This window comes from Mycobacterium sp. ELW1 (assembly GCF_008329905.1).
Taxonomy (GTDB): Bacteria; Actinomycetota; Actinomycetes; order Mycobacteriales; family Mycobacteriaceae; genus Mycobacterium.
This window is the reverse complement of the sequence record NZ_CP032155.1, coordinates 5,254,857-5,272,628: the sequence shown is the minus strand read 5'-3', so window position 1 is coordinate 5,272,628 and position 17,772 is coordinate 5,254,857. Positions and strand designations below refer to the sequence as shown.

Below are 17,772 nucleotides of genomic sequence, written 5' to 3'. Positions count from 1 at the left end.
AGCGGCCGATAGGCTGACGCGATGTCCCGCCCCGCTCTGAGCGACTATCAGCACCTGGCCAGCGGCAAGGTCCGCGAGATCTTTTCCATCGACGACGAACACCTGTTGTTTGTCGCCAGCGACCGGATCTCGGCCTACGACCACATCCTGGACAGCCTGATTCCCGACAAGGGTCGCATCCTCACCGCGATGAGCGTGTTCTTCTTCGATTTCATTGACGCGCCCAACCATCTGGCGGGTCCGCCCGACGACCCGCGGATCCCCGCCGACGTGCTGGGTCGTGCGCTGGTGGTGCGGCGGCTGGAGATGGTGCCGATCGAATGCGTTGCCCGCGGCTACCTGACCGGGTCGGGCCTGCTGGATTACCAGCGCGACGGCACGGTGTGCGGCATCGCGCTGCCGCCCGGCCTGGTCGAGGCGAGCAGGTTCGACGAGCCGCTGTTCACCCCGGCGACCAAGGCCGAACTCGGCGAACATGACGAGAACATCTCGTTCGACCGGGCCGTCGAGCTGGTTGGCCCGGTGCGCGCCAACCAGCTTCGCGAACGCACGCTGCAGATCTACCAGCAGGCCGCCGCTCACGCGCTGATGAAGGGCATCATCATCGCCGACACCAAATTCGAGTTCGGTGTGGACGCCGACGACCGGGTGGTACTGGCCGACGAGGTCTTCACCCCTGACTCGTCGCGGTATTGGCCGGCCGACAGCTATCAGGCCGGTGTGGTGCAGCCCAGTTTCGACAAGCAGTTCGTCCGCAACTGGCTCACCGGGCCCGAATCAGGTTGGGACCGCTATGGTTCGGCGCCACCACCGCCTCTGCCGGACGAGATCGTCCGGGCCACCCGCGCGCGTTACATTGAGGCATACGAACGCATTTCGGGACTGTCGTTCGACGACTGGATCGGAGCAGGCGCATGAACCCACCCATCGCGAAGCGGGTCGACACCCGGCGGGTGTTCCACGACGACGTCTTCGTCGACCCCTACGAATGGTTGCGCGAGAAGGCCGATCCTGAGGTCATCGCCCACCTCGAAGCGGAGAACGCCTACGCCGACGAGGCCACCGCTCATCTGGAACCGTTGCGGCAGAAGATCTTCGACGAGATCAAGGCGCGGACCAAAGAGACCGACATGTCGATCCCGACGCGCCGCGGTGACTGGTGGTACTACGGCCGCAGCTTCGAAGGCAAGCAGTACGGGGCGCACTGCCGCTGCCCGGTCGCCGGTCCCGACGACTGGGATCCGCCGGTGTTCGACGAGGACACCGCCGTGCCCGGCGAGCAGGTGCTGCTCGACGAGAACGCCGAAGCCGACGGGCACGAGTTCTTCTCGCTCGGCGCCAGCAGTGTGAGCCTCGACGGTCACTTGCTGGCCTACTCGGTCGACACCGTCGGTGACGAGCGATACACGCTGCGGTTCAAGGACTTACGCACCGGTGAGCTGTATGCCGACGAGATCGCCGGGATCTCGTCCGGGGTGACCTGGGCGGCCGACAATGCCACGGTGTACTACACCACCGTCGACGAGGCGTGGCGGCCCGACACCGTGTGGCGGCACCGGCTCGGCTCCGGCGAGCCCGACGAGCAGGTGTTCCACGAACCGGACGAACGGTTCTGGGTCGGCATGGGCCGAACCCGCAGCAACAAGTACGTGATCATCGCGGCCGGCTCGGCGATCACCTCACAGGTGTGGGTGGGTGACGCCGCGGATCCGAACGCGGAGTTCACCTCGGTGCTGCCGCGCCGCGACGGCATCGAGTACTCGGTGGAGCACGCCGTGATCGGCGGCGAGGACCGCTTCCTGATCCTGCACAACGACGGTGCGGTCAACTTCACCCTGGTGGAGGCCCCGGTCAGCGACCCCACCGACCAGCGCACCCTGATCGCCGCGCGCGACGACGTCCGCCTGGACGGGGTCGACGCCTTCGCCGACCATCTGGTGGTCAGCTACCGGCGGGAGGCGTTACCGCGGATTCAGTTGTGGCCCATCGGCACCGACGGCTACGGCGCACCCGAGGAGATCGCCTTCGACTCCGAGCTGGCCTCGGCGGGCCTGGCCGGCAACCCCAACTGGTCGACAGCCAAATTGCGGGTGGGCACCACCTCGTTCGTCACTCCGCTGCGCATCTACGATCTCGATCTCGCCACCGGTGAACGCACCCTGCTGCGCGAGCAGCCGGTACTGGGGGGTTACCGCAGCGAGGACTACGTCGAGCGCCGCGACTGGGCGATCGCCGAGGACGGCACCAGGGTCCCGATCTCGATCGTCCACAAAGAGGGCATCGAATTCCCGGCTCCCACAGTGCTGTACGGATACGGTGCCTACGAATCCTCGGAGGATCCGCGATTCTCGGTGGCGCGGCTTTCGCTGCTCGACCGTGGGATGGTCTTCGCGGTCGCCCACATTCGTGGTGGCGGTGAGATGGGACGGCTGTGGTACGAGAACGGCAAGCTCCTGCAGAAGCGCAACACGTTCACCGACTTCATCGCGGTAGCACAGCATCTGGTCGACACCGGGCTGACCCGGCCGCGGAATCTGGTGGCGCTCGGCGGCAGCGCCGGCGGTCTGCTGATGGGTGCGGTGGCCAACCTGGCGCCGCACCTGTTCGCCGGCATCCTCGCGCAGGTGCCGTTCGTGGACCCGCTCACCTCGATCCTCGACCCGTCACTGCCACTGACGGTGACCGAATGGGACGAGTGGGGAAACCCGTTGGAGAACAAGGACGTCTACTTCTATATGAAGTCCTATTCGCCGTACGAGAACGTCGAAGCCAAGGAATACCCGGCGATTCTGGCGATGACGTCGCTCAACGACACCCGCGTTCTGTACGTCGAACCCGCGAAGTGGGTTGCCGCGCTTCGGCACACCAAGACCGACGAGCATCCCGTGCTGCTGAAGACACAGATAGCCGCGGGCCACGGCGGTATCAGCGGCCGGTACGAGCGGTGGAAGGAAGCGGCGTTCCAGTACGCCTGGCTGCTGGCCACCGCCGACGCCGAACACTTCGCGTAACCTCACCGGCATGAGTCTGACCGACATCCCGCTCACCACCCTCGACGGCAACGCCACCTCGCTGGCCGACTACGCCGACCGGGCGATCCTTCTGGTCAACGTGGCCTCTAAATGCGGCCTGACCCCGCAGTACGCGGCGCTGGAGCAGCTGGCCCGCGATTACGGCGACCGCGGCCTGACCGTGATCGGGGTGCCGTGCAACCAGTTCATGGGTCAGGAGCCGGGCACCGCGGAGGAGATCCAGACGTTCTGCTCCACCACTTACGGGGTGACGTTCCCGCTGTTGGCCAAGACCGACGTCAACGGCGACGACCGGCACCCGCTGTACGCCGAGCTCACCACGGTCGCCGACAGCGACGGCAAGGCCGGCGACATTGCGTGGAACTTCGAGAAGTTCGTGATCGCGCCGGGCGGGGCCGTGGTCAACCGGTTCCGGCCGCAGACCGAGCCCGATGCCCCCGAAGTGATCGCCGCGATCGAGGCGGTCCTGCCCGGCTGAACCGAATGGTCGCCTGACATCAAGGTGGCAGAAACCGTCTGGACACCTGGAATTGCCAGACTGCGAGTGTGGCTGGACAACTCATCGTGTCGGTGTCCGGAATCAGTGACCGGACGCTCAGCGATGTCGACGAGTTCTGCGCCGCGCTCGACAGTCGTGCGGTTCCGCTGTCGCTGCTCGTCGCCCCCAGGCGCAAGGACGGGTACCGCCTGGAATCCGACGCCCGCACCATCGGCTGGCTGACCCACCGGCGATCTGGCGGTGATGCGCTGGTGCTGCACGGTTTCGACGCTGCCGCCACCAAGAAGCGCCGTGGCGAGTTCGGCGCGCTACCCGCGCACGAGGCGAACCTGCGGCTGATGGGCGCCGACCGGGTCCTCGAACACGTCGGGCTGCGGAGCAGACTGTTCGCCGCCCCGGGCTGGACGGTTTCCGCCGGAACGGCACTGGCGTTGCCGCGCAACGGCTTCCGGCTGCTTGTCGATCTACACGGCATCACCGACCTGATCACCGGGACGACGACGCGCTCCCGGGTGGTCGGAATCGGCGAAGGGTTCGTCACCGAACCGTGGTGGTGCCGCACCCTGGTGCTGTCCGCGGAACGCACCGCGCGCCGTGGCGGGATGGTCCGATTGGCCGTCACCGCAAAGCAATTGCGCAAGGTCGGGCCCCGTCAGGCCATGCTCGACGCGATCGATCTGGCCCTGTTGCACGGTTGCACGCCGACGGTGTACCGCTGGGACCCGCAGGTCCCCGCGACTTCCGCCGCCTGACTAGCTGCGTGAGCTGGACCCGCTCGCCGTCGTCGCCATGCCGCCGTCGACCGGGATGATCGCCCCGTTCACATAGGACCCGGCCCGGCTGGCCAGGAACACTGCGATACCGGCCATGTCGTCGTCGCGGCCGATCCGCCCCAGCGGCGACGAGGCCGCGATCGCGTCTCCGAACGCATCCAGCGTGGCGGCCATCATCTTCGACTGGAACGGGCCCGGCGCCACCGCATTCACCGTGATGTGTTGAGGGCCAAGCTCTTTGGCCAACACACGGGTCAACTGATGCACGGCCGCCTTGCTGGCCGAGTACGAGTAGGTGTTCATCACCGGCACCTGAATCCCGTCGATGCTGCCGATGTTGATCACCCGTGCGGGATCGTCGGCGGTCGCGGCATTGCGCAACGCGCCGACCAGTTCCTGCACCAGCCAGAACGGCGACTTCACATTGAGGTCGAGCACCTTGTCCCAGGCCGAGGTCGGAAACGATTCCAGCGGTTCGCCCCACGTCGCCCCGGCGTTGTTGACCAGGATGTCGAGCTTGTCGGTGCCGGCCAGGACCTCGGCGGCCAGCCGCTTGCATTCGTCTTGACGGGACAGGTCGGCCGGGATGGCGCGGATCGTGCCGAACTGCGACAGCTCGGCGACAACCTGATCGCACTTGTCGGCCTTGCGGGAACTGATGATCACCTCGGCGCCGGCCTGCAGCAGGCCGCGGGAGATCATCACCCCGATGCCGCTGCTGCCGCCGGTGACCAGCGCGGTCTTGCCGGACAGTCCGAACAGTCTGGTCAGGTCAGCTGTGCTCATGAATATCTCCCTGTGTCTCTAATCCGGCGGCTGGTCGAGTAGGTTCCGGCGCCGCGCGTCCTGCTGTGCGCGAAGCGCCTTGATGTCGTAGCGGGGGTCACCTTCGAGGTCGAAGACGGCACGGTTCGACGTGGCGTCCCATCGCACCCCCACGATGTCGCCCACCGAGGGTTTCAATCCGCCGACGGTGAATGTTTCGGTGATCTCGAGGCGGACCGGTTCGGCACCCGGAGGGCGAACGTCGACGACGAATTGGTACTTGCGGTAGTCGTTGGTCGCGATCTTGGCGGCCTGCTGCGCGTGCACGACGGTCGCCTGACAGTGTTGTCCGTGTCGACGCACCCGCCAGTTGTCGAACATCAGTTGATCAATTCGCCTGTCCGCCTTGTGCGCTCAGAACCGGAACGAACTCTCCTCCGGCAGCACCCGGAAATCCGTGTCGGTCATCTCGGTGAGCCGACCGTAGTAGATGCCGCGCGCCTCCGGGGCCACCACCCCCTGATGGATCGGGACGGCGTGCTCCGGCGCGACCGCCCGCAGATAGTCCACCGCCTCGGAGATCTTCATCCACGGGGCGGCCGCGGGGGTGGCCAGCACATCCACCGGCTCGCCGGGTACGAACAACGCGTCACCGGGGTGCATGAGCCGGGCCGGGTGCTCGGCGTCGCCGACCAGATACGAGATGTTGTCGATGACCGGAATCTCCGGATGGATGACGGCGTGGCGCCCGCCCACCCCACGGATGGTCAGCCCGGCCACGTTCAGCTCGTCGCCGACCTGCACCGCACGCCAGGGTTCGCCGAGCTCGGCAGCGGTGGCCGGATCGGCGTAGAGCACAGCGTTCGGGTTGGCCTCCACCAGCGCGGGCAGCCGTTCGCGGTCGGCGTGGTCGGGATGCTGGTGGGTGATCAGGATCGCCGACAGCCCGGTCACGCCCTCGAAGCCGTGCGAGAAATTACCCGGATCGAACAGCAAGGTGGCGCCGTCGAACTCGGCGAGAAGACATGAATGCCCGAAATGCGTCAGCTCCATGCTTACGATTGTGCGCGCACTGGAAGGCGTCGAATACATGCGGTTGGTCATCGCGGTGATGCTGGTGGCCTGCGGGCTCGCCGTACCGCCGCACGCTGCCGCCGATCCGGACACCTGCCCGCCCAACTGCGACCGCATTCCGGACGCGGCGTGGGTGGCCCCCTGGGCGATACCGCTGAACGCCCGCTACGCCTGGCCGCGGCTGGCCGGGGTGGCGGTCACCGCCGTCGCACCCCGATTCCGGTTCGAAGAACTGTGCGGCACTCCGCCGGTGGCCCAGGATCCACGCGCCTACGCCGTCGCCGAACGCGCCACCGTCGTCAACCCCGATGGGCAGTGGCAGTTGCAGGCACAGGTCATGCACTGGCGGGGAGAGACCTGGCGCGGCGGGCAGCTGGCGCAGGACGTCTTCCACGCCGCGGTGGCCGCGCTGCGGTCCTGCCAGCGCACCAACCCGACGGCGTCGCCGTCGCTGACCGTCAACGAGCCCGACCGGATGGCCGCGGTGATCAGCGGTCCGGTGATCCTGCGCCAGTACGTGGTGGCCAATCCGGGCAACAGCACCGTGACCGAGCTGGCGATGTGGTCAACCGCACCGCCGCAGACGCCGTGGCCGATGGCCAGCGACGACAACCTGCTCGACGCCCTCGGCGCGCCGCTGTGCACCGCCTACATCGGGTCCTGCTGATGGGCCGCCGGTAGAGTTACACCGCAACATTCCCCGACGTCAGCAGGAGCGACTGTGGCCCGAGTAGTGGTCAACGTGATGCCCAAAGCCGAGATCCTCGACCCGCAAGGTCAGGCGATCGTCGGTGCACTGGGCCGTCTGGGACACACCGGCATCTCGGATGTCCGGCAGGGCAAGCGATTCGAGCTCGAGGTCGACGATTCGATCAGCGATTCGGCGCTCGCGGAGATCGCCGAATCGCTTCTGGCGAACACGGTCATCGAGGACTGGTCGGTCACCCGGGAACAAGCGTGAGCGCCCGGATCGGGGTCATCACCTTCCCCGGCACTCTCGACGATGTCGACGCCGCCCGCGCGGTGCGGCTCGCCGGTGCCGAGGCGGTCAGCCTCTGGCACGGCGACGCCGACCTCAAGGGCGTCGACGCCGTGGTGGTGCCGGGCGGTTTCTCCTACGGCGACTACCTGCGCTGCGGTGCGATCGCGAAGTTCGCGCCGGTGATGGGCGAGGTGATCACCGCCGCCGAGGCCGGTCTGCCGGTGCTCGGCATCTGCAATGGCTTCCAGGTGCTCTGCGAGGCCGGACTGCTGCCCGGCGCGCTGACCCGCAACGCCGGGCTGCACTTCATCTGTCGCGACGTCTGGCTGCGGGTGGATTCGATCACCAGCGCATGGACGTCGCGGTACGAATCCGGCGCTGAACTGCTGGTGCCGCTGAAGTCCGGCGAGGGCCGCTACGTGGCCAGCGAGGCCGTGCTCGACGAACTCGAAGGCGAAGGCCGGGTGGTGTTCCGCTACGCCGAGAACCTCAACGGCTCGATGCGCGACATCGCCGGGATCAGCTCCGCCAACGGCCGGGTGGTCGGGCTGATGCCGCATCCCGAACACGCCACCGAAGCGCTGACCGGCCCGTCCGACGACGGGCTCGGCATCTTCTACTCCGCGCTGGACGCGGTCCTCGCCGCCTGATAGATCGTCAGGCGGTCAGCGCGACCGACGCCTCAGCGGTGTAGCAGAGGAACGTCAGGGTCTCCTCCAGGTACAGCTGCACCGTCTCCGCGTCATGGCTCAGGTAGCCGATCGCGACGTCGGTGCCCAGCTGAAGGTCGAAGTCGCCGCCGCGGGTGCTCAGCAGGAACGCGCCGTCGATCGCGGGCGCCCAGATGATCTCGCCGTCCACCAGCCGGTTGAGGTGCTCGCGGATCGGATAGCCGTGCTCGGTGGTCTCGCTGACCTTGGTGTAGGCGTCGGCGGACAGCAGCACCGAGTAGGGGCCGTCCACGCCGGCCAGCCGCAGCTCCGACAGGGCCTGGGCGAACACGTCGGGATACTCGCGGGCGTCCTCCGGCAGCGCCAGCGCCGGGTTGGAGCTGCACATCCGGATGCCGTCGATCGACGCCTCCTTGTACCCCTCGAAGATCGCGCGGTCCTCGATGAACGCCAGCTTCTTGGCCGCGGCCTTGACCGGATCCCAGTCCGAATCCTGCGCGCCGCGCTCCACGTCGTCGATTGCGGTGCGCGACACCGTGAACGGCACCCGCAGCCGAACCAGCGGCTTGGATTCCCGCAGGTGCGCCAGCACGCCCTCGGCCGGCGCCGCCACGTCGCGCAGATGACCGGTGCTCACCCCGGCGGTCACCGGACCGCCCGGCTCGCTGACGTCGACGACGCGACGGCCGGCGATATGCCGCTTGAACGTCCGGCTGGCCTCCAATTCGATTTCGCTCCAGGCCGATTCGGTGATCGGAGCGAGCTCGCGGTAGAGGTTGTTCATCAGGACTGTCCTTTCAGGCTGCCGATCGCCAATGAGCCGTCGGAAGTGGGGGCGGATGCCGGGGGAGCTGCGTCGACGTCGCCGAAGCCCGGCATCGGCGGCGGATCGTTGAGGAAATCGGTGATGGGAGTGAAGAACAGGGTGCCGGTGACGGCGGTGGAGAAATCCAGAATCCGGTCGGTGTTCCCGGGCGGGTCGCCGATGAACATGTTCTCCAGCATCTTCTCGGTGACGGCGGGGAGCGCGAGTAGCCGATGTAGTACGTGCCGAACTCGTTCTTGCCGATCTCCCCGAACGGCATGTTGTGCCGCAGGATCTTGAGCTCGTTGCCGTCGGCGTCGGAGATGACGTTGAGCGCGATGTGGGAATTGGCCGGCTTCACGTCGTCGGCCATCTCGATGTCCTCGAGTTTGGAACGGCCGATGACGCGTTCCTGTTCGGTCACCGACAGCGACTCCCAGGACGCCATGTCATGCAGGTACTTCTGCACGTGCACGTAACAGCCGCCGGCGAAATCCGGGTCCTCGTCCCCGATTTGGCTGGCGCTCACCGCAATCGGGCCGGCCGGGTTCTCGGTGCCGTCGACGAATCCGAGCAAATCGCGGTTGTCGAAGAACTTGAAGCCGTGCACCTCGTCGACGATCGTGATCGCCCCCGCCATCGCCTTGGCCACCCGGCCGGCCAACTCGAAGCAGACATCGAGCACCTCGGCCCGGATGTGGAACAACAAGTCACCTGGAGTGGACGGCGCGTGGTGACGGGAGCCGTGCAGCTCGACGAACGGGTGCAGATCCTTCGGGCGCGGCCCGGAGAACAGGCGGTCCCACGCCTGCGATCCGATCGACGTCACCATCGAGAGGTGTTTGGACGGGTCGCGAAAGCCGATCGCCCGGACCAGCCCGGCGAGGTCGGGCAGTGCGTCGTGCACCGCGGCCTCGCCGCCGTCGTCGATCGTGGCCACCACGAAGATGGCGGCGGGTGTCAGGGGAGCCAGTACCGGTTGCGGTAGCGGGGTGGGCACCGTCTGACCCTAACGAAAATGACGTCGGCGATGATGGTGATCATGTCCACAGCTGCCAGCGCGCGGGGATTGTGCGAATTCATCGACGCGTCGCCGTCACCGTTTCACGTCTGCCAGACGGCCGCGCAGCGGCTACGCGACGCGGGCTATACCGAACTGGCCGAGACCGATCGGTGGCCCGAATCGGGCGGCCGGTACTTCACCGTGCGGGCCGGCTCTCTGGTTGCTTGGAATTCGGGCGGGGATGCAGGCCGGCCGTTCCGCATCATCGGCGGCCACACCGACAGCCCGAACCTGCGCGTCAAACAGCATCCGGACCGGGTGGTGGCCGGCTGGCAGGTGGTGGCTCTCGAGCCGTACGGCGGGGCGTGGCTCAACTCCTGGCTGGACCGCGACCTCGGGATCAGCGGCCGGCTCTCGGTCCGTGACCGCAGCGCCGACGGCGGGGTCTCGCACCGGCTGGTACGCATCGACGACCCGATCCTGCGGGTGCCGCAGCTGGCCATCCACCTGGCCGAAGACCGCGCGGCGGTGAAGCTCGACCCGCAGCGCCACGTGAACGCGGTGTGGGGTCTGGGGGACACGCCCCGGTCGTTCCTGTCCTACGTCGCCGAGCGCGCGGGAGTGAACCCGGCCGACCTGTTGTCGGCCGATCTGATGACCCACGACCTGACCCCGTCGGCCCTGACCGGTGTGGACGGCGAGTTCGTCAGCGCACCGAGGCTGGACAACCAGGGCACCTGCTACGCCGGGCTGGAAGCGTTCCTGGCCGCCGAGCCGGGCGGCTACCTGCCGGTGCTGGCACTGTTCGATCACGAAGAGGTGGGCTCCACATCGGATCACGGCGCCCAGTCGGATTTGCTGCTGACCACGCTGGAGCGCATCGTGCTGGCCGCCGGTGGTGGGCGGGAGGACTTCCTGCGCCGGCTCACCGCGTCGATGGTCGCCTCCGGCGACATGGCGCACGCGACGCATCCCAACTACCCCGACCGGCACGAACCCGGGCACCTGATCACCGTCGACGGCGGCCCGGTGCTCAAGGTGCAACCGAATCTGCGCTACGCCACCGACGGCCGGACCGCGGCCGCGTTCGAACTGGCCTGCCGGCAGGCGGGCGTGCCGCTGCAGCGCTACGAGCACCGTGCCGACCTGCCGTGCGGCTCGACGATCGGGCCGATGACGTCGGCGCGCACCGGCATCCCCACCGTGGACGTCGGGGCTGCCCAGCTGGCCATGCACTCGGCCCGCGAACTGATGGGTGCGGCCGACATCATCGCGTATGCCGCTGCGCTGCAGGCATTTCTGGTGCCTGCTTAGCCTGGGCAGGCAGGGGACCCCAGAGTAATGAGTTCGTCTCGGCGCCGGTACGGCTCAGGCGGCCGATGCGAGACGACGATTGATAGGCTCCCGAGGGCATTTCCGGTGCTCAAGGGGGGGTACGTGCGATGAGCGAGAACAAGGCGTCCGACAACAAGACGCTGCTCGTCATAATCGCGGTTTTCTGCGCGATCACAGCTTTCGGGACGATCGTCGGGCTTTCGGTGTGGGCGTACTCCTGGTGGCAGGCGAAGCAGGTGGTCGACCGGCTGACTCAGCCCGCCGACGATGGCGGCCGCATCGCGACGGGCCTGTGGCGAGGCACCTTCGAGTACCCCGGCGGCCAGCGCGTCGACATGAAATTCAGGGTTCGCCAATCCAGTCCGGTGTCCGGCACGATGACGTTCGAAAGCCCGACGGCCGGACGCGATGCCTGCGAGGTGTCGGTGTCGGAAGCCTCGAAGGCTTCATCGACGGTCACGCTGACCACGAAGGCAACTGTCGGGCCCGCAGATTGCGCCAAGGCGGGGCGGTGGGAGATCTCGGTGAAGCCGAGCGGGCTGACCGGCAAGCTGGTGTGGTCGTCGTCAAATAGCCTGGTTGGATCGCGCCTGGTTCTCACGCAGCCGTAGTGCGGTGCCGATCTGTCCGTGTATCGAGCCAAACACATTGGTCGCGAATGCCTTTCGTGACCACCAAACCGACATCTGTACCGGCCGCTATCCGGCGTGCAATGCCCCCGTCGATCACGAGCCGGCCGCACCGAGGATCTTGTTGCCACGCGGGGTGGATCAGCGCGCAGATACTGCTGGTGGTCGTCGGCCGGGATCGAATCAGCTCGCGTCCACGGTCACAGCTTGTCGAACGTGGGGTTCAGGTGGCGCCACCAACAGACGATGTAGAGGGCCATCGAGGTCACCAGGGCGACGATCACCCAGAGGATGACGGTGACATCGATCCAGTTTCCAATCGTGGGAGCGTCCGGAAGAGCGTTCCGCAGCGGCACCACTGCGAAGAGCATCGCAGCGAACCAGGTGGTCATCGGCGGCTGGAACTTGCGCCGATCGCGCAACGTCTGGACCGAGACCGTGACGGCCAGTACCGCGATGGTCACCGCGCCACCAGAAGAATCGCCACCACCGCGGCGGTGCTCGGCGAGCGCCGGACGTCCAACTGGTAGGCCCCGAGCGCGGCGTTGGCGGTGCTGGGGGCGGCCTTGAACTGCCAGCCGGGTGTCCGATCGAATATCGAGGGCGACACCCGGGTCACCGCGGTGCTGTCGCCGAGGGCCACCTCGACGATCAGCGGGCCTGCGTGATACCGATCGAAAGGATACGAGCCGGGGTCGCCGGTCATCGCCAAGGTCACCGGAACGACTCCCGGCGTCGAGCCTTTGGCCCATGTCCGGATCGTCGGCGTCACTCCGGAATCGACGGTCAGGCTCAGATCCTCGGTAAGACCGTGGGTGACCGGGTTCACCAGCGCCGCGCCTGGGATCACTGTCACGTTGGCGACCAGTTCGCCACGAGCGGAATGAACCTCGTCCAGATCAGCGGTGACCGTCGTTCCATCCGACGTTGCCGCACCCTGGACGAGTTTGGCGGGCTCGCCGAGACCCGTGCTCGCGTACAGCGAGATCGTCGCGATGTATGCGCCGATGAGGACGACAACGATCGCCACAAGGCGAATTTTCATATCGGCTTCCCCCACGAGTTGCGACGCGTTGCCGACATAGCCTGGCATAGGCGGCGCACCGAACGGTGTCGCATCCGACTTGGGCCGCGGCCTGGCGCACCTGCGCCACTAGACTGTTTGGCGTGACATCTGGGCTCTCTGGAGCAGTCGACACCGTCGACCACGCGGCAACCACCCCGAGCATCCGCAGCCGTATCGCGAACTCGGCCTCAAAGACGACGAATATCAGCGGATCCGGGACATCCTCGGCCGCAGGCCCACCGACGCCGAGCTGGCCATGTACTCGGTGATGTGGAGCGAGCACTGCTCGTACAAGTCCTCCAAGGTGCACCTGCGCTACTTCGGTGAGACCACCACCGAGGCGATGCGGCAGTCGATGCTGGCCGGGATCGGCGAGAACGCCGGCGTGGTGGACATCGGCGACGGGTGGGCGGTGACGTTCAAGGTCGAGTCGCACAACCACCCGTCCTACGTCGAGCCCTACCAGGGCGCGGCCACCGGTGTCGGCGGCATCGTGCGCGACATCATGGCCATGGGTGCGCGCCCGGTCGCGGTCATGGACCAGCTGCGCTTCGGCGCGGCCGACGCCCCCGACACCCGCCGGGTGCTCGACGGCGTGGTCCGCGGCGTCGGCGGCTACGGCAACTCGCTGGGCCTGCCGAACATCGGCGGCGAGACGGTGTTCGACGCCTCCTACGCCGGCAACCCTCTGGTCAACGCGCTGTGTGTGGGCGTGCTGCGCAAAGAGGATCTGCACCTGGCGTTCGCCTCCGGCACCGGCAACAAGATCATCCTGTTCGGCGCGCGCACCGGCCTCGACGGTATCGGCGGGGTGTCGGTGCTGGCGTCGGACACCTTTTCCGGTGACGAGTCCGGCGCGGGCCGCAAGAAGCTGCCGAGCGTTCAGGTGGGTGACCCCTTCACCGAGAAGGTGCTCATCGAATGTTGCCTGGAGCTGTACGCCGCCGGTCTGGTGGTCGGGATCCAGGACCTAGGTGGCGCCGGATTGTCCTGTGCGACATCCGAACTCGCATCCGCCGGTGATGGCGGCATGCGCATCGAGCTGGACCGGGTGCCGCTGCGGGCCAAGGACATGACCCCGGCCGAGGTGCTGTCCAGCGAGTCGCAGGAACGCATGTGCGCGGTGGTCACCCCGGAGAACGTCGACGCGTTCCTGGCGGTGTGCCGCAAATGGGATGTGCTGGCCACCGTCATCGGTGAGGTCACCGACGGTGACCGCTTGCAGATCACCTGGCAGGGCGAGACGGTCGTCGACGTGCCGCCGCGGACCGTGGCCCACGAGGGCCCGGTCTACGAGCGGCCGGTGCAACGGCCCGACAGCCAGGACGCGCTGATCGCCGACACGTCGGCCACGCTGCCCCGGCCGCAGACCGGTGACGAGCTGCGGGCGACTGTGCTTGCGCTGGTTGGCAGTCCGCATCTGTGCAGCCGCGCGTTCATCACCGAGCAGTACGACCGCTACGTGCGCGGTAACACCGTGCTGGCCGAGCACGCCGACGGCGGCGTGCTGCGCATCGACGAAACCACCGGCCGCGGCATCGCGCTGTCCACCGACGCGTCGGGGCGGTACACGCAGCTCGATCCGTACACCGGCGCACAGCTGGCGCTGGCCGAGGCTTACCGCAATGTCGCCGTCACCGGGGCGACGCCGATCGCGGTGACCAACTGCCTCAACTTCGGCTCGCCCGAGGACCCCGGGGTGATGTGGCAGTTCTCGCAGGCCGTCCGTGGATTGGCGGATGGCTGTGCAGCCCTTGGCATTCCGGTCACCGGCGGGAACGTCAGCTTCTACAACCAGACCGGGGCGACGCCCATCCTGCCGACCCCGGTGGTGGGTGTGCTGGGCGTCCTCGACGACGTGACGCGCCGGCTGCCCACCGGGCTCGGCAACGAGCCGGGGGAGACTCTGCTCCTGCTGGGCGACACCCGCGACGAGTTCGACGGCTCGATCTGGGCTCAGGTCACCGCCGACCACCTCGGCGGTGTGCCGCCGCAGGTGGACCTGGATCGGGAGAAGCTACTCGCCGAGGTGCTGGCGGCCGCGTCCCGCGACGGCCTGGCCTCGGCAGCCCACGACCTGAGCGAAGGCGGGCTCATCCAGGCGATCGTCGAAGCGGCATTGGCCGGTGAAACCGGTTGCCGCATTGTGCTTCCCGAGCATGCCGATCCGTTCGTCGCACTGTTCTCCGAGTCCGCCGGCCGTGCCCTGGTCGCCGTGCCGCGAACCGAGGAGAGCCGCTTCGTGTCGATGTGCGAGGCCCGCGGGCTGCCGGTCACCCGGATCGGGGTGTCGGACCCCGGCTCGGATTCCGTTGACGTGCAAGGCTTGTTCACCGTGACGCTGGCGGAGCTGCGCGCCACCTCCGAGAAAGTGCTGCCCGGGCTGTTCGGATGACCAGTGCGGTCGACGACGTCACCGGTGAGGCTCAGTCCCCGCCCGGGGCCCAGCGTCGCCGCGAGTCGCTGATCGCGTGGCTGTGGAGCCTGGTCCGGCTGGACTTCGTCGGGGTGGCGGTCGGCGCGCTGTTCTTCTGCCTGTCCCTGACGCCGTCGTTGGTGCCGCGCGACTGGGTGCTGGCCGGGGTGATCGGCGGGATCAACGCCGCCATCGGGTACGGCATCGGGGTTCTCGTCGGCAAGGTCGTTCGCCGGCTCTTCCTCGGCCACCAGCCGTGGTGGCCGCCAAGTGCGCGGGTTGCGCTCCGCCTCAAGGCCGCGACAGTGGTGCTGTCGATCGGTGCCAGCGTGCTGATGCTCGTGCCGGCCGCCGCCTGGCAACGTCAGATCGCGGCCGTCATGGGTATCGAGGGTCCGTCCACGCTGATCTACCTACGCACGCTGGTCGTCGCGTTGATCGTCGGTGGTCTGTTCGTCAGTGCCGCGCGGGTGATCAAGGATGCCATCAAGTTTCTGGCGCGAGTGATGATCCGGCGCTGGCACATCAACGACGAGGTCGCGATGTTCATCGGCACCGCGATCGTCGTGGTGCTGGTCATCACTCTGGTCAACGGTGTGCTCTACCGTGGCTTCATCGCCGGTGCCAGTGCGGTGTTCCAACCGCAAAATGACACCACCCGCCCAGGCGTCGAGCAACCTGCTCAGCCCGAAAGATCAGGCAGCTCAGCATCATTCGCCGCGTGGGACACCCTGGGGTTTCAGGGCCGGAACTTCGTCGGCACCGGTCCGGATGCCGCCGAGCTCACCGAACTCAACGGGCGGTCCGCCAAGGAGCCGATCCGGATCTACGCCGGCCTGGAAACGGCGGACACCACCGAGGGCCGGGTGGCCGTCCTGCTCTCGGAACTGCAGCGCACCAAGGCCTTTGAACGCAAGGTTCTGGTCATCATCCCCACCACCGGCACCGGTTGGGTCGACCCGGTGGCCGCCCGTGCGATCGAGTCGATGTACAACGGCGACACCGCTCTGGTGGCCATGCAGTACTCGTATCTGCCGAGCTGGATCTCGTTCCTGGCCGACCGCGACAAGTCGGTCGAGGCGGGCCGGGCGATGATCAACGGAATCCAACGCCGATGGCTGCAGTGGCCGGAGGCCGGCCGGCCCAAGCTGATGCTCTACGGCGAGAGTCTGGGGTCACTGGCCGGTCAGGGCGCGTTCGGATACCTGCCCGACGTCGTCGACAAGGGGTTCTCCTCGGTGCTGTGGGTAGGACCGCCCAACGCCAGCGTCTTGTGGAAAGCGCTGACGGCGCGGCGCGATCCGGGCAGCCCGGAGTACCAACCGCGTTACGACGGCGGGCGTACCGTGCGGTTCGCGCAGGCGGCCGGACCAGAGGAGATCGCCGGGATCGCGGCGTCCCCGACCTGGAAGGGCACCCGGGTGCTGTATCTGCAGCACCCGTCGGACCCGGTGGTGTGGTGGTCACCCCGGCTGCTGTTCACCCGGCCGGACTGGCTGCGGGAGCCGCCGGGCTTCGACCGCAGCCCGGCCATGCAGTGGTACCCGATCGTCACGTTCTGGCAGGTGAGTGCCGACATGGCGGGCAACGTCACCAGCTCGCAGGCGGCGCCGAACGGGCACGGCCACAACTATGGCGACAGCCCGCTCGACGGCTGGGTCGCGGTCGCCGCACCCGACGGCTGGACACCCGCCGACACAGACCGGGTCCGGCGTTCCCTCGACAAGCTCGTCTCGGCAGGCGGACCCGAATTCCAATGATCACCAAGGATTCCGGCGCACCGGCCGTGCGCGCGATCGTCAGCACCGGGTTGGCGGCGGCCGTCGGTGCGCCATTGGGGCTGCGGCCGCCGCGGCTGTGGTCCGGGCTGAGGTTCGGTGCGGTGGCCTTCGGACTGGTGGCCACGGGTGTCGCGGCGTTGACCAGAGTGCCGCGGGTGCGCCAGGGGATGGTCGACCGCACGGTCCCGCCGGATCCCGTCCGCTGGCTGGCGCTGGAGATTCCGGTCGCCACCGCGTGGACGGAAGAGATGCTGTTTCGGGGCCTGCTCCAGACCGTCGCCGTGCGGGCGCTCGGGCCGACATTCGGCCCGCTGGCCCAGGCGCTCGCCTTCGGGCTCTGGCACATTCCCGATGCCCGACGGGTCGGCGACCCGGTGCTGGGCACCGTGGTGGTGACCGGTGTCGCCGGTTGGGTGTTCGGCTGGCTCGCCAGACGGTCGGGGAGCGTGCTGGCGCCCGTTCTCGCGCACACGGCGTTCAACGAATCCGCCGCGGTGGCCGCGATGGTGGTGCAGCGGCGCTAGTCGCCCGTCGTCGGTACGTCCCGGCTGTCCGGCACCAGGTCGTGCGGCTCGGTCTCGGTGTCGTCGATGCCGAAGCTGATGATCCGTTTGGGCGTGATCCGGATGATCGCGTCCCCGTCGGACGCCTCGGCCTGCTCGGCGGTGCCGCGGATCTCCAGACACCGGACCCGCCATGGGCTGCGCGTTGCGATGTCGTCGACCACGAACGCGACGGTGTTGTTGGTGGCCAGGTTGCGGAACTTGCGGCTCTTGGCCATGTTGTAGCCGACGATGTCGAGGGTGCCCAGCGCGTCGTTGTAGGAGAAGCCGACCGGACTGTTCTGCAGGGTGCCGTCCGGTGCGATGGTGGCCAGCCTGCCGAGATCCGCCGACTTCAGGTACTCGATTTCATGCGGTTTGAACGCCATCGCATCACGG

General features: G+C 67.7%; 18 protein-coding genes and 2 pseudogenes. 12 read left to right on the top strand and 8 right to left on the bottom strand.

All coding sequences use genetic code 11. The features are described 5' to 3' along the window. The first annotated feature begins 21 nt into the window (after positions 1 to 21). The 4 genes from D3H54_RS25210 (at position 22) to D3H54_RS25195 (ending at position 4,283) form a co-directional block, all read left to right on the top strand. A complete protein-coding gene (locus D3H54_RS25210; RefSeq protein ID WP_149382224.1) occupies positions 22 to 918 on the top strand; it encodes a phosphoribosylaminoimidazolesuccinocarboxamide synthase in 897 nt (298 codons plus the stop codon). Further along, on the top strand, positions 915 to 3,011 hold the full coding sequence (locus D3H54_RS25205) for a S9 family peptidase (RefSeq protein ID WP_149382222.1): 2,097 nt from the start codon (positions 915 to 917) through the stop codon (positions 3,009 to 3,011). Before D3H54_RS25210 ends, D3H54_RS25205 begins: the two co-directional genes overlap by 4 nt. A 10-nt stretch (positions 3,012 to 3,021) precedes the next feature. Continuing rightward, entirely contained in the window at positions 3,022 to 3,510 is a 489-nt protein-coding gene (locus tag D3H54_RS25200) for a glutathione peroxidase (protein ID WP_149382220.1), read from the top strand. A gap of 68 nt (positions 3,511 to 3,578) precedes the next feature. Beyond that, entirely contained in the window at positions 3,579 to 4,283 is a 705-nt protein-coding gene (locus D3H54_RS25195; protein WP_149382218.1) for a DUF2334 domain-containing protein, read from the top strand. Here D3H54_RS25195 and D3H54_RS25190 read toward each other — a convergent pair whose 3' ends face one another. The 3 genes from D3H54_RS25190 to D3H54_RS25180 are packed head-to-tail and all read right to left on the bottom strand — an operon-like array spanning position 4,284 to position 6,122. Then, a complete protein-coding gene (locus tag D3H54_RS25190) occupies positions 4,284 to 5,090 on the bottom strand; it encodes an SDR family oxidoreductase (protein ID WP_149382216.1) in 807 nt (268 codons plus the stop codon). 18 nt (positions 5,091 to 5,108) lie between these two features. Continuing rightward, entirely contained in the window at positions 5,109 to 5,450 is a 342-nt protein-coding gene (locus tag D3H54_RS25185; RefSeq protein WP_149382214.1) for a hypothetical protein, read from the bottom strand. A gap of 33 nt (positions 5,451 to 5,483) precedes the next feature. Continuing rightward, positions 5,484 to 6,122 (bottom strand): MBL fold metallo-hydrolase, encoded by a 639-nt coding sequence (locus D3H54_RS25180; protein WP_168214969.1) that lies wholly within the window; start codon positions 6,120 to 6,122, stop codon positions 5,484 to 5,486. Positions 6,123 to 6,132: 10 nt separating this feature from the next. On the opposite strand from D3H54_RS25180, the gene D3H54_RS25175 reads away from it, so the two are divergent. From D3H54_RS25175 to purQ, 3 genes are read left to right on the top strand one after another with little or no spacing between them, the layout of a single operon-like run. Next, positions 6,133 to 6,810, top strand: coding sequence for an ATPase (locus tag D3H54_RS25175; protein WP_286198998.1), 678 nt, complete (start codon positions 6,133 to 6,135; stop codon positions 6,808 to 6,810). A gap of 54 nt (positions 6,811 to 6,864) precedes the next feature. Then, positions 6,865 to 7,104 carry a phosphoribosylformylglycinamidine synthase subunit PurS gene (purS, locus tag D3H54_RS25170; RefSeq protein ID WP_149382207.1) on the top strand — a complete coding sequence of 80 codons (240 nt, stop codon included), beginning with the start codon at positions 6,865 to 6,867 and terminating at the stop codon, positions 7,102 to 7,104. Then, positions 7,101 to 7,775 (top strand): phosphoribosylformylglycinamidine synthase subunit PurQ, encoded by a 675-nt coding sequence (gene purQ, locus D3H54_RS25165; protein WP_149382205.1) that lies wholly within the window; start codon positions 7,101 to 7,103, stop codon positions 7,773 to 7,775. The genes purS and purQ overlap by 4 nt, the downstream gene beginning before the upstream one ends. A 7-nt stretch (positions 7,776 to 7,782) precedes the next feature. On the opposite strand, the gene D3H54_RS25160 is transcribed toward purQ, so the two are convergent. Continuing rightward, positions 7,783 to 8,580: a family 1 encapsulin nanocompartment shell protein gene (locus D3H54_RS25160; RefSeq protein ID WP_149382203.1), complete on the bottom strand. Its 798-nt coding sequence runs from the start codon at positions 8,578 to 8,580 to the stop codon at positions 7,783 to 7,785. Further along, positions 8,580 to 9,601 (bottom strand): annotated as a pseudogene (locus D3H54_RS25155) (Dyp-type peroxidase). Before D3H54_RS25155 ends, D3H54_RS25160 begins: the two are co-directional and overlap by 1 nt. Positions 9,602 to 9,643: 42 nt before the next feature. Between D3H54_RS25155 and D3H54_RS25150 the strand changes: the two are divergent. Next, positions 9,644 to 10,918, top strand: coding sequence for a M18 family aminopeptidase (locus D3H54_RS25150; RefSeq protein WP_149382201.1), 1,275 nt, complete (start codon positions 9,644 to 9,646; stop codon positions 10,916 to 10,918). 128 nt (positions 10,919 to 11,046) lie between these two features. Further along, complete coding sequence (locus D3H54_RS25145; RefSeq protein ID WP_149382199.1) at positions 11,047 to 11,550, top strand: hypothetical protein; 504 nt, start codon at positions 11,047 to 11,049, stop codon at positions 11,548 to 11,550. A 218-nt stretch (positions 11,551 to 11,768) separates the two neighbouring features. On the opposite strand, the gene D3H54_RS32250 is transcribed toward D3H54_RS25145, so the two are convergent. Both D3H54_RS32250 and D3H54_RS25140 read right to left on the bottom strand, forming a co-directional pair. After that, positions 11,769 to 12,032, bottom strand: coding sequence for a DUF8686 domain-containing protein (locus D3H54_RS32250; protein WP_353620037.1), 264 nt, complete (start codon positions 12,030 to 12,032; stop codon positions 11,769 to 11,771). Next, a complete protein-coding gene (locus D3H54_RS25140; protein WP_353620036.1) occupies positions 12,029 to 12,613 on the bottom strand; it encodes a DUF4436 family protein in 585 nt (194 codons plus the stop codon). The genes D3H54_RS32250 and D3H54_RS25140 overlap by 4 nt, the downstream gene beginning before the upstream one ends. Positions 12,614 to 12,735: 122 nt before the next feature. Between D3H54_RS25140 and purL the strand changes: the two are divergent. The 3 genes and pseudogenes from purL to D3H54_RS25125 all read left to right on the top strand — a co-directional run bounded on the left by purL (position 12,736) and on the right by D3H54_RS25125 (position 17,355). Beyond that, positions 12,736 to 15,029: pseudogene (gene purL, locus D3H54_RS25135) on the top strand (phosphoribosylformylglycinamidine synthase subunit PurL). Continuing rightward, on the top strand, positions 15,026 to 16,810 hold the full coding sequence (locus tag D3H54_RS25130; RefSeq protein WP_149382196.1) for an alpha/beta hydrolase: 1,785 nt from the start codon (positions 15,026 to 15,028) through the stop codon (positions 16,808 to 16,810). The pseudogene purL and the gene D3H54_RS25130 overlap by 4 nt, the downstream one beginning before the upstream one ends. Next, positions 16,807 to 17,355 (top strand): Rv0804 family intramembrane glutamic endopeptidase, encoded by a 549-nt coding sequence (locus D3H54_RS25125; RefSeq protein ID WP_149382194.1) that lies wholly within the window; start codon positions 16,807 to 16,809, stop codon positions 17,353 to 17,355. The genes D3H54_RS25130 and D3H54_RS25125 overlap by 4 nt, the downstream gene beginning before the upstream one ends. Here the strand turns inward: D3H54_RS25125 and D3H54_RS25120 are convergent. Continuing rightward, the gene (locus D3H54_RS25120; protein WP_149382193.1) at positions 17,352 to 17,762 is read right to left on the bottom strand and encodes a PPOX class F420-dependent oxidoreductase; all 411 of its coding nucleotides are present in this window, start codon (positions 17,760 to 17,762) and stop codon (positions 17,352 to 17,354) included. The genes D3H54_RS25125 and D3H54_RS25120 overlap by 4 nt on opposite strands. Positions 17,763 to 17,772: the final 10 nt, after the last annotated feature.

Bases quoted from the DNA above. Each gene is read 5' to 3' on its own strand.
- D3H54_RS25150 (WP_149382201.1), top strand. From the start codon at position 9,644: ATGTCCACAGCTGCCAGCGCGCGGGGATTGTGCGAATTCATCGACGCG.
- D3H54_RS25140 (WP_353620036.1), bottom strand. From the start codon at position 12,613: ATGAAAATTCGCCTTGTGGCGATCGTTGTCGTCCTCATCGGCGCATAC.
- D3H54_RS25160 (WP_149382203.1), bottom strand. From the start codon at position 8,580: ATGAACAACCTCTACCGCGAGCTCGCTCCGATCACCGAATCGGCCTGG.
- D3H54_RS25130 (WP_149382196.1), top strand. From the start codon at position 15,026: ATGACCAGTGCGGTCGACGACGTCACCGGTGAGGCTCAGTCCCCGCCC.
- D3H54_RS25190 (WP_149382216.1), bottom strand. From the start codon at position 5,090: ATGAGCACAGCTGACCTGACCAGACTGTTCGGACTGTCCGGCAAGACC.
- D3H54_RS25120 (WP_149382193.1), bottom strand. From the start codon at position 17,762: ATGGCGTTCAAACCGCATGAAATCGAGTACCTGAAGTCGGCGGATCTC.
- D3H54_RS25200 (WP_149382220.1), top strand. From the start codon at position 3,022: ATGAGTCTGACCGACATCCCGCTCACCACCCTCGACGGCAACGCCACC.
- D3H54_RS25180 (WP_168214969.1), bottom strand. From the start codon at position 6,122: ATGGAGCTGACGCATTTCGGGCATTCATGTCTTCTCGCCGAGTTCGAC.
- D3H54_RS25205 (WP_149382222.1), top strand. From the start codon at position 915: ATGAACCCACCCATCGCGAAGCGGGTCGACACCCGGCGGGTGTTCCAC.
- D3H54_RS25145 (WP_149382199.1), top strand. From the start codon at position 11,047: ATGAGCGAGAACAAGGCGTCCGACAACAAGACGCTGCTCGTCATAATC.
- D3H54_RS25125 (WP_149382194.1), top strand. From the start codon at position 16,807: ATGATCACCAAGGATTCCGGCGCACCGGCCGTGCGCGCGATCGTCAGC.
- D3H54_RS25185 (WP_149382214.1), bottom strand. From the start codon at position 5,450: ATGTTCGACAACTGGCGGGTGCGTCGACACGGACAACACTGTCAGGCG.
- D3H54_RS25210 (WP_149382224.1), top strand. From the start codon at position 22: ATGTCCCGCCCCGCTCTGAGCGACTATCAGCACCTGGCCAGCGGCAAG.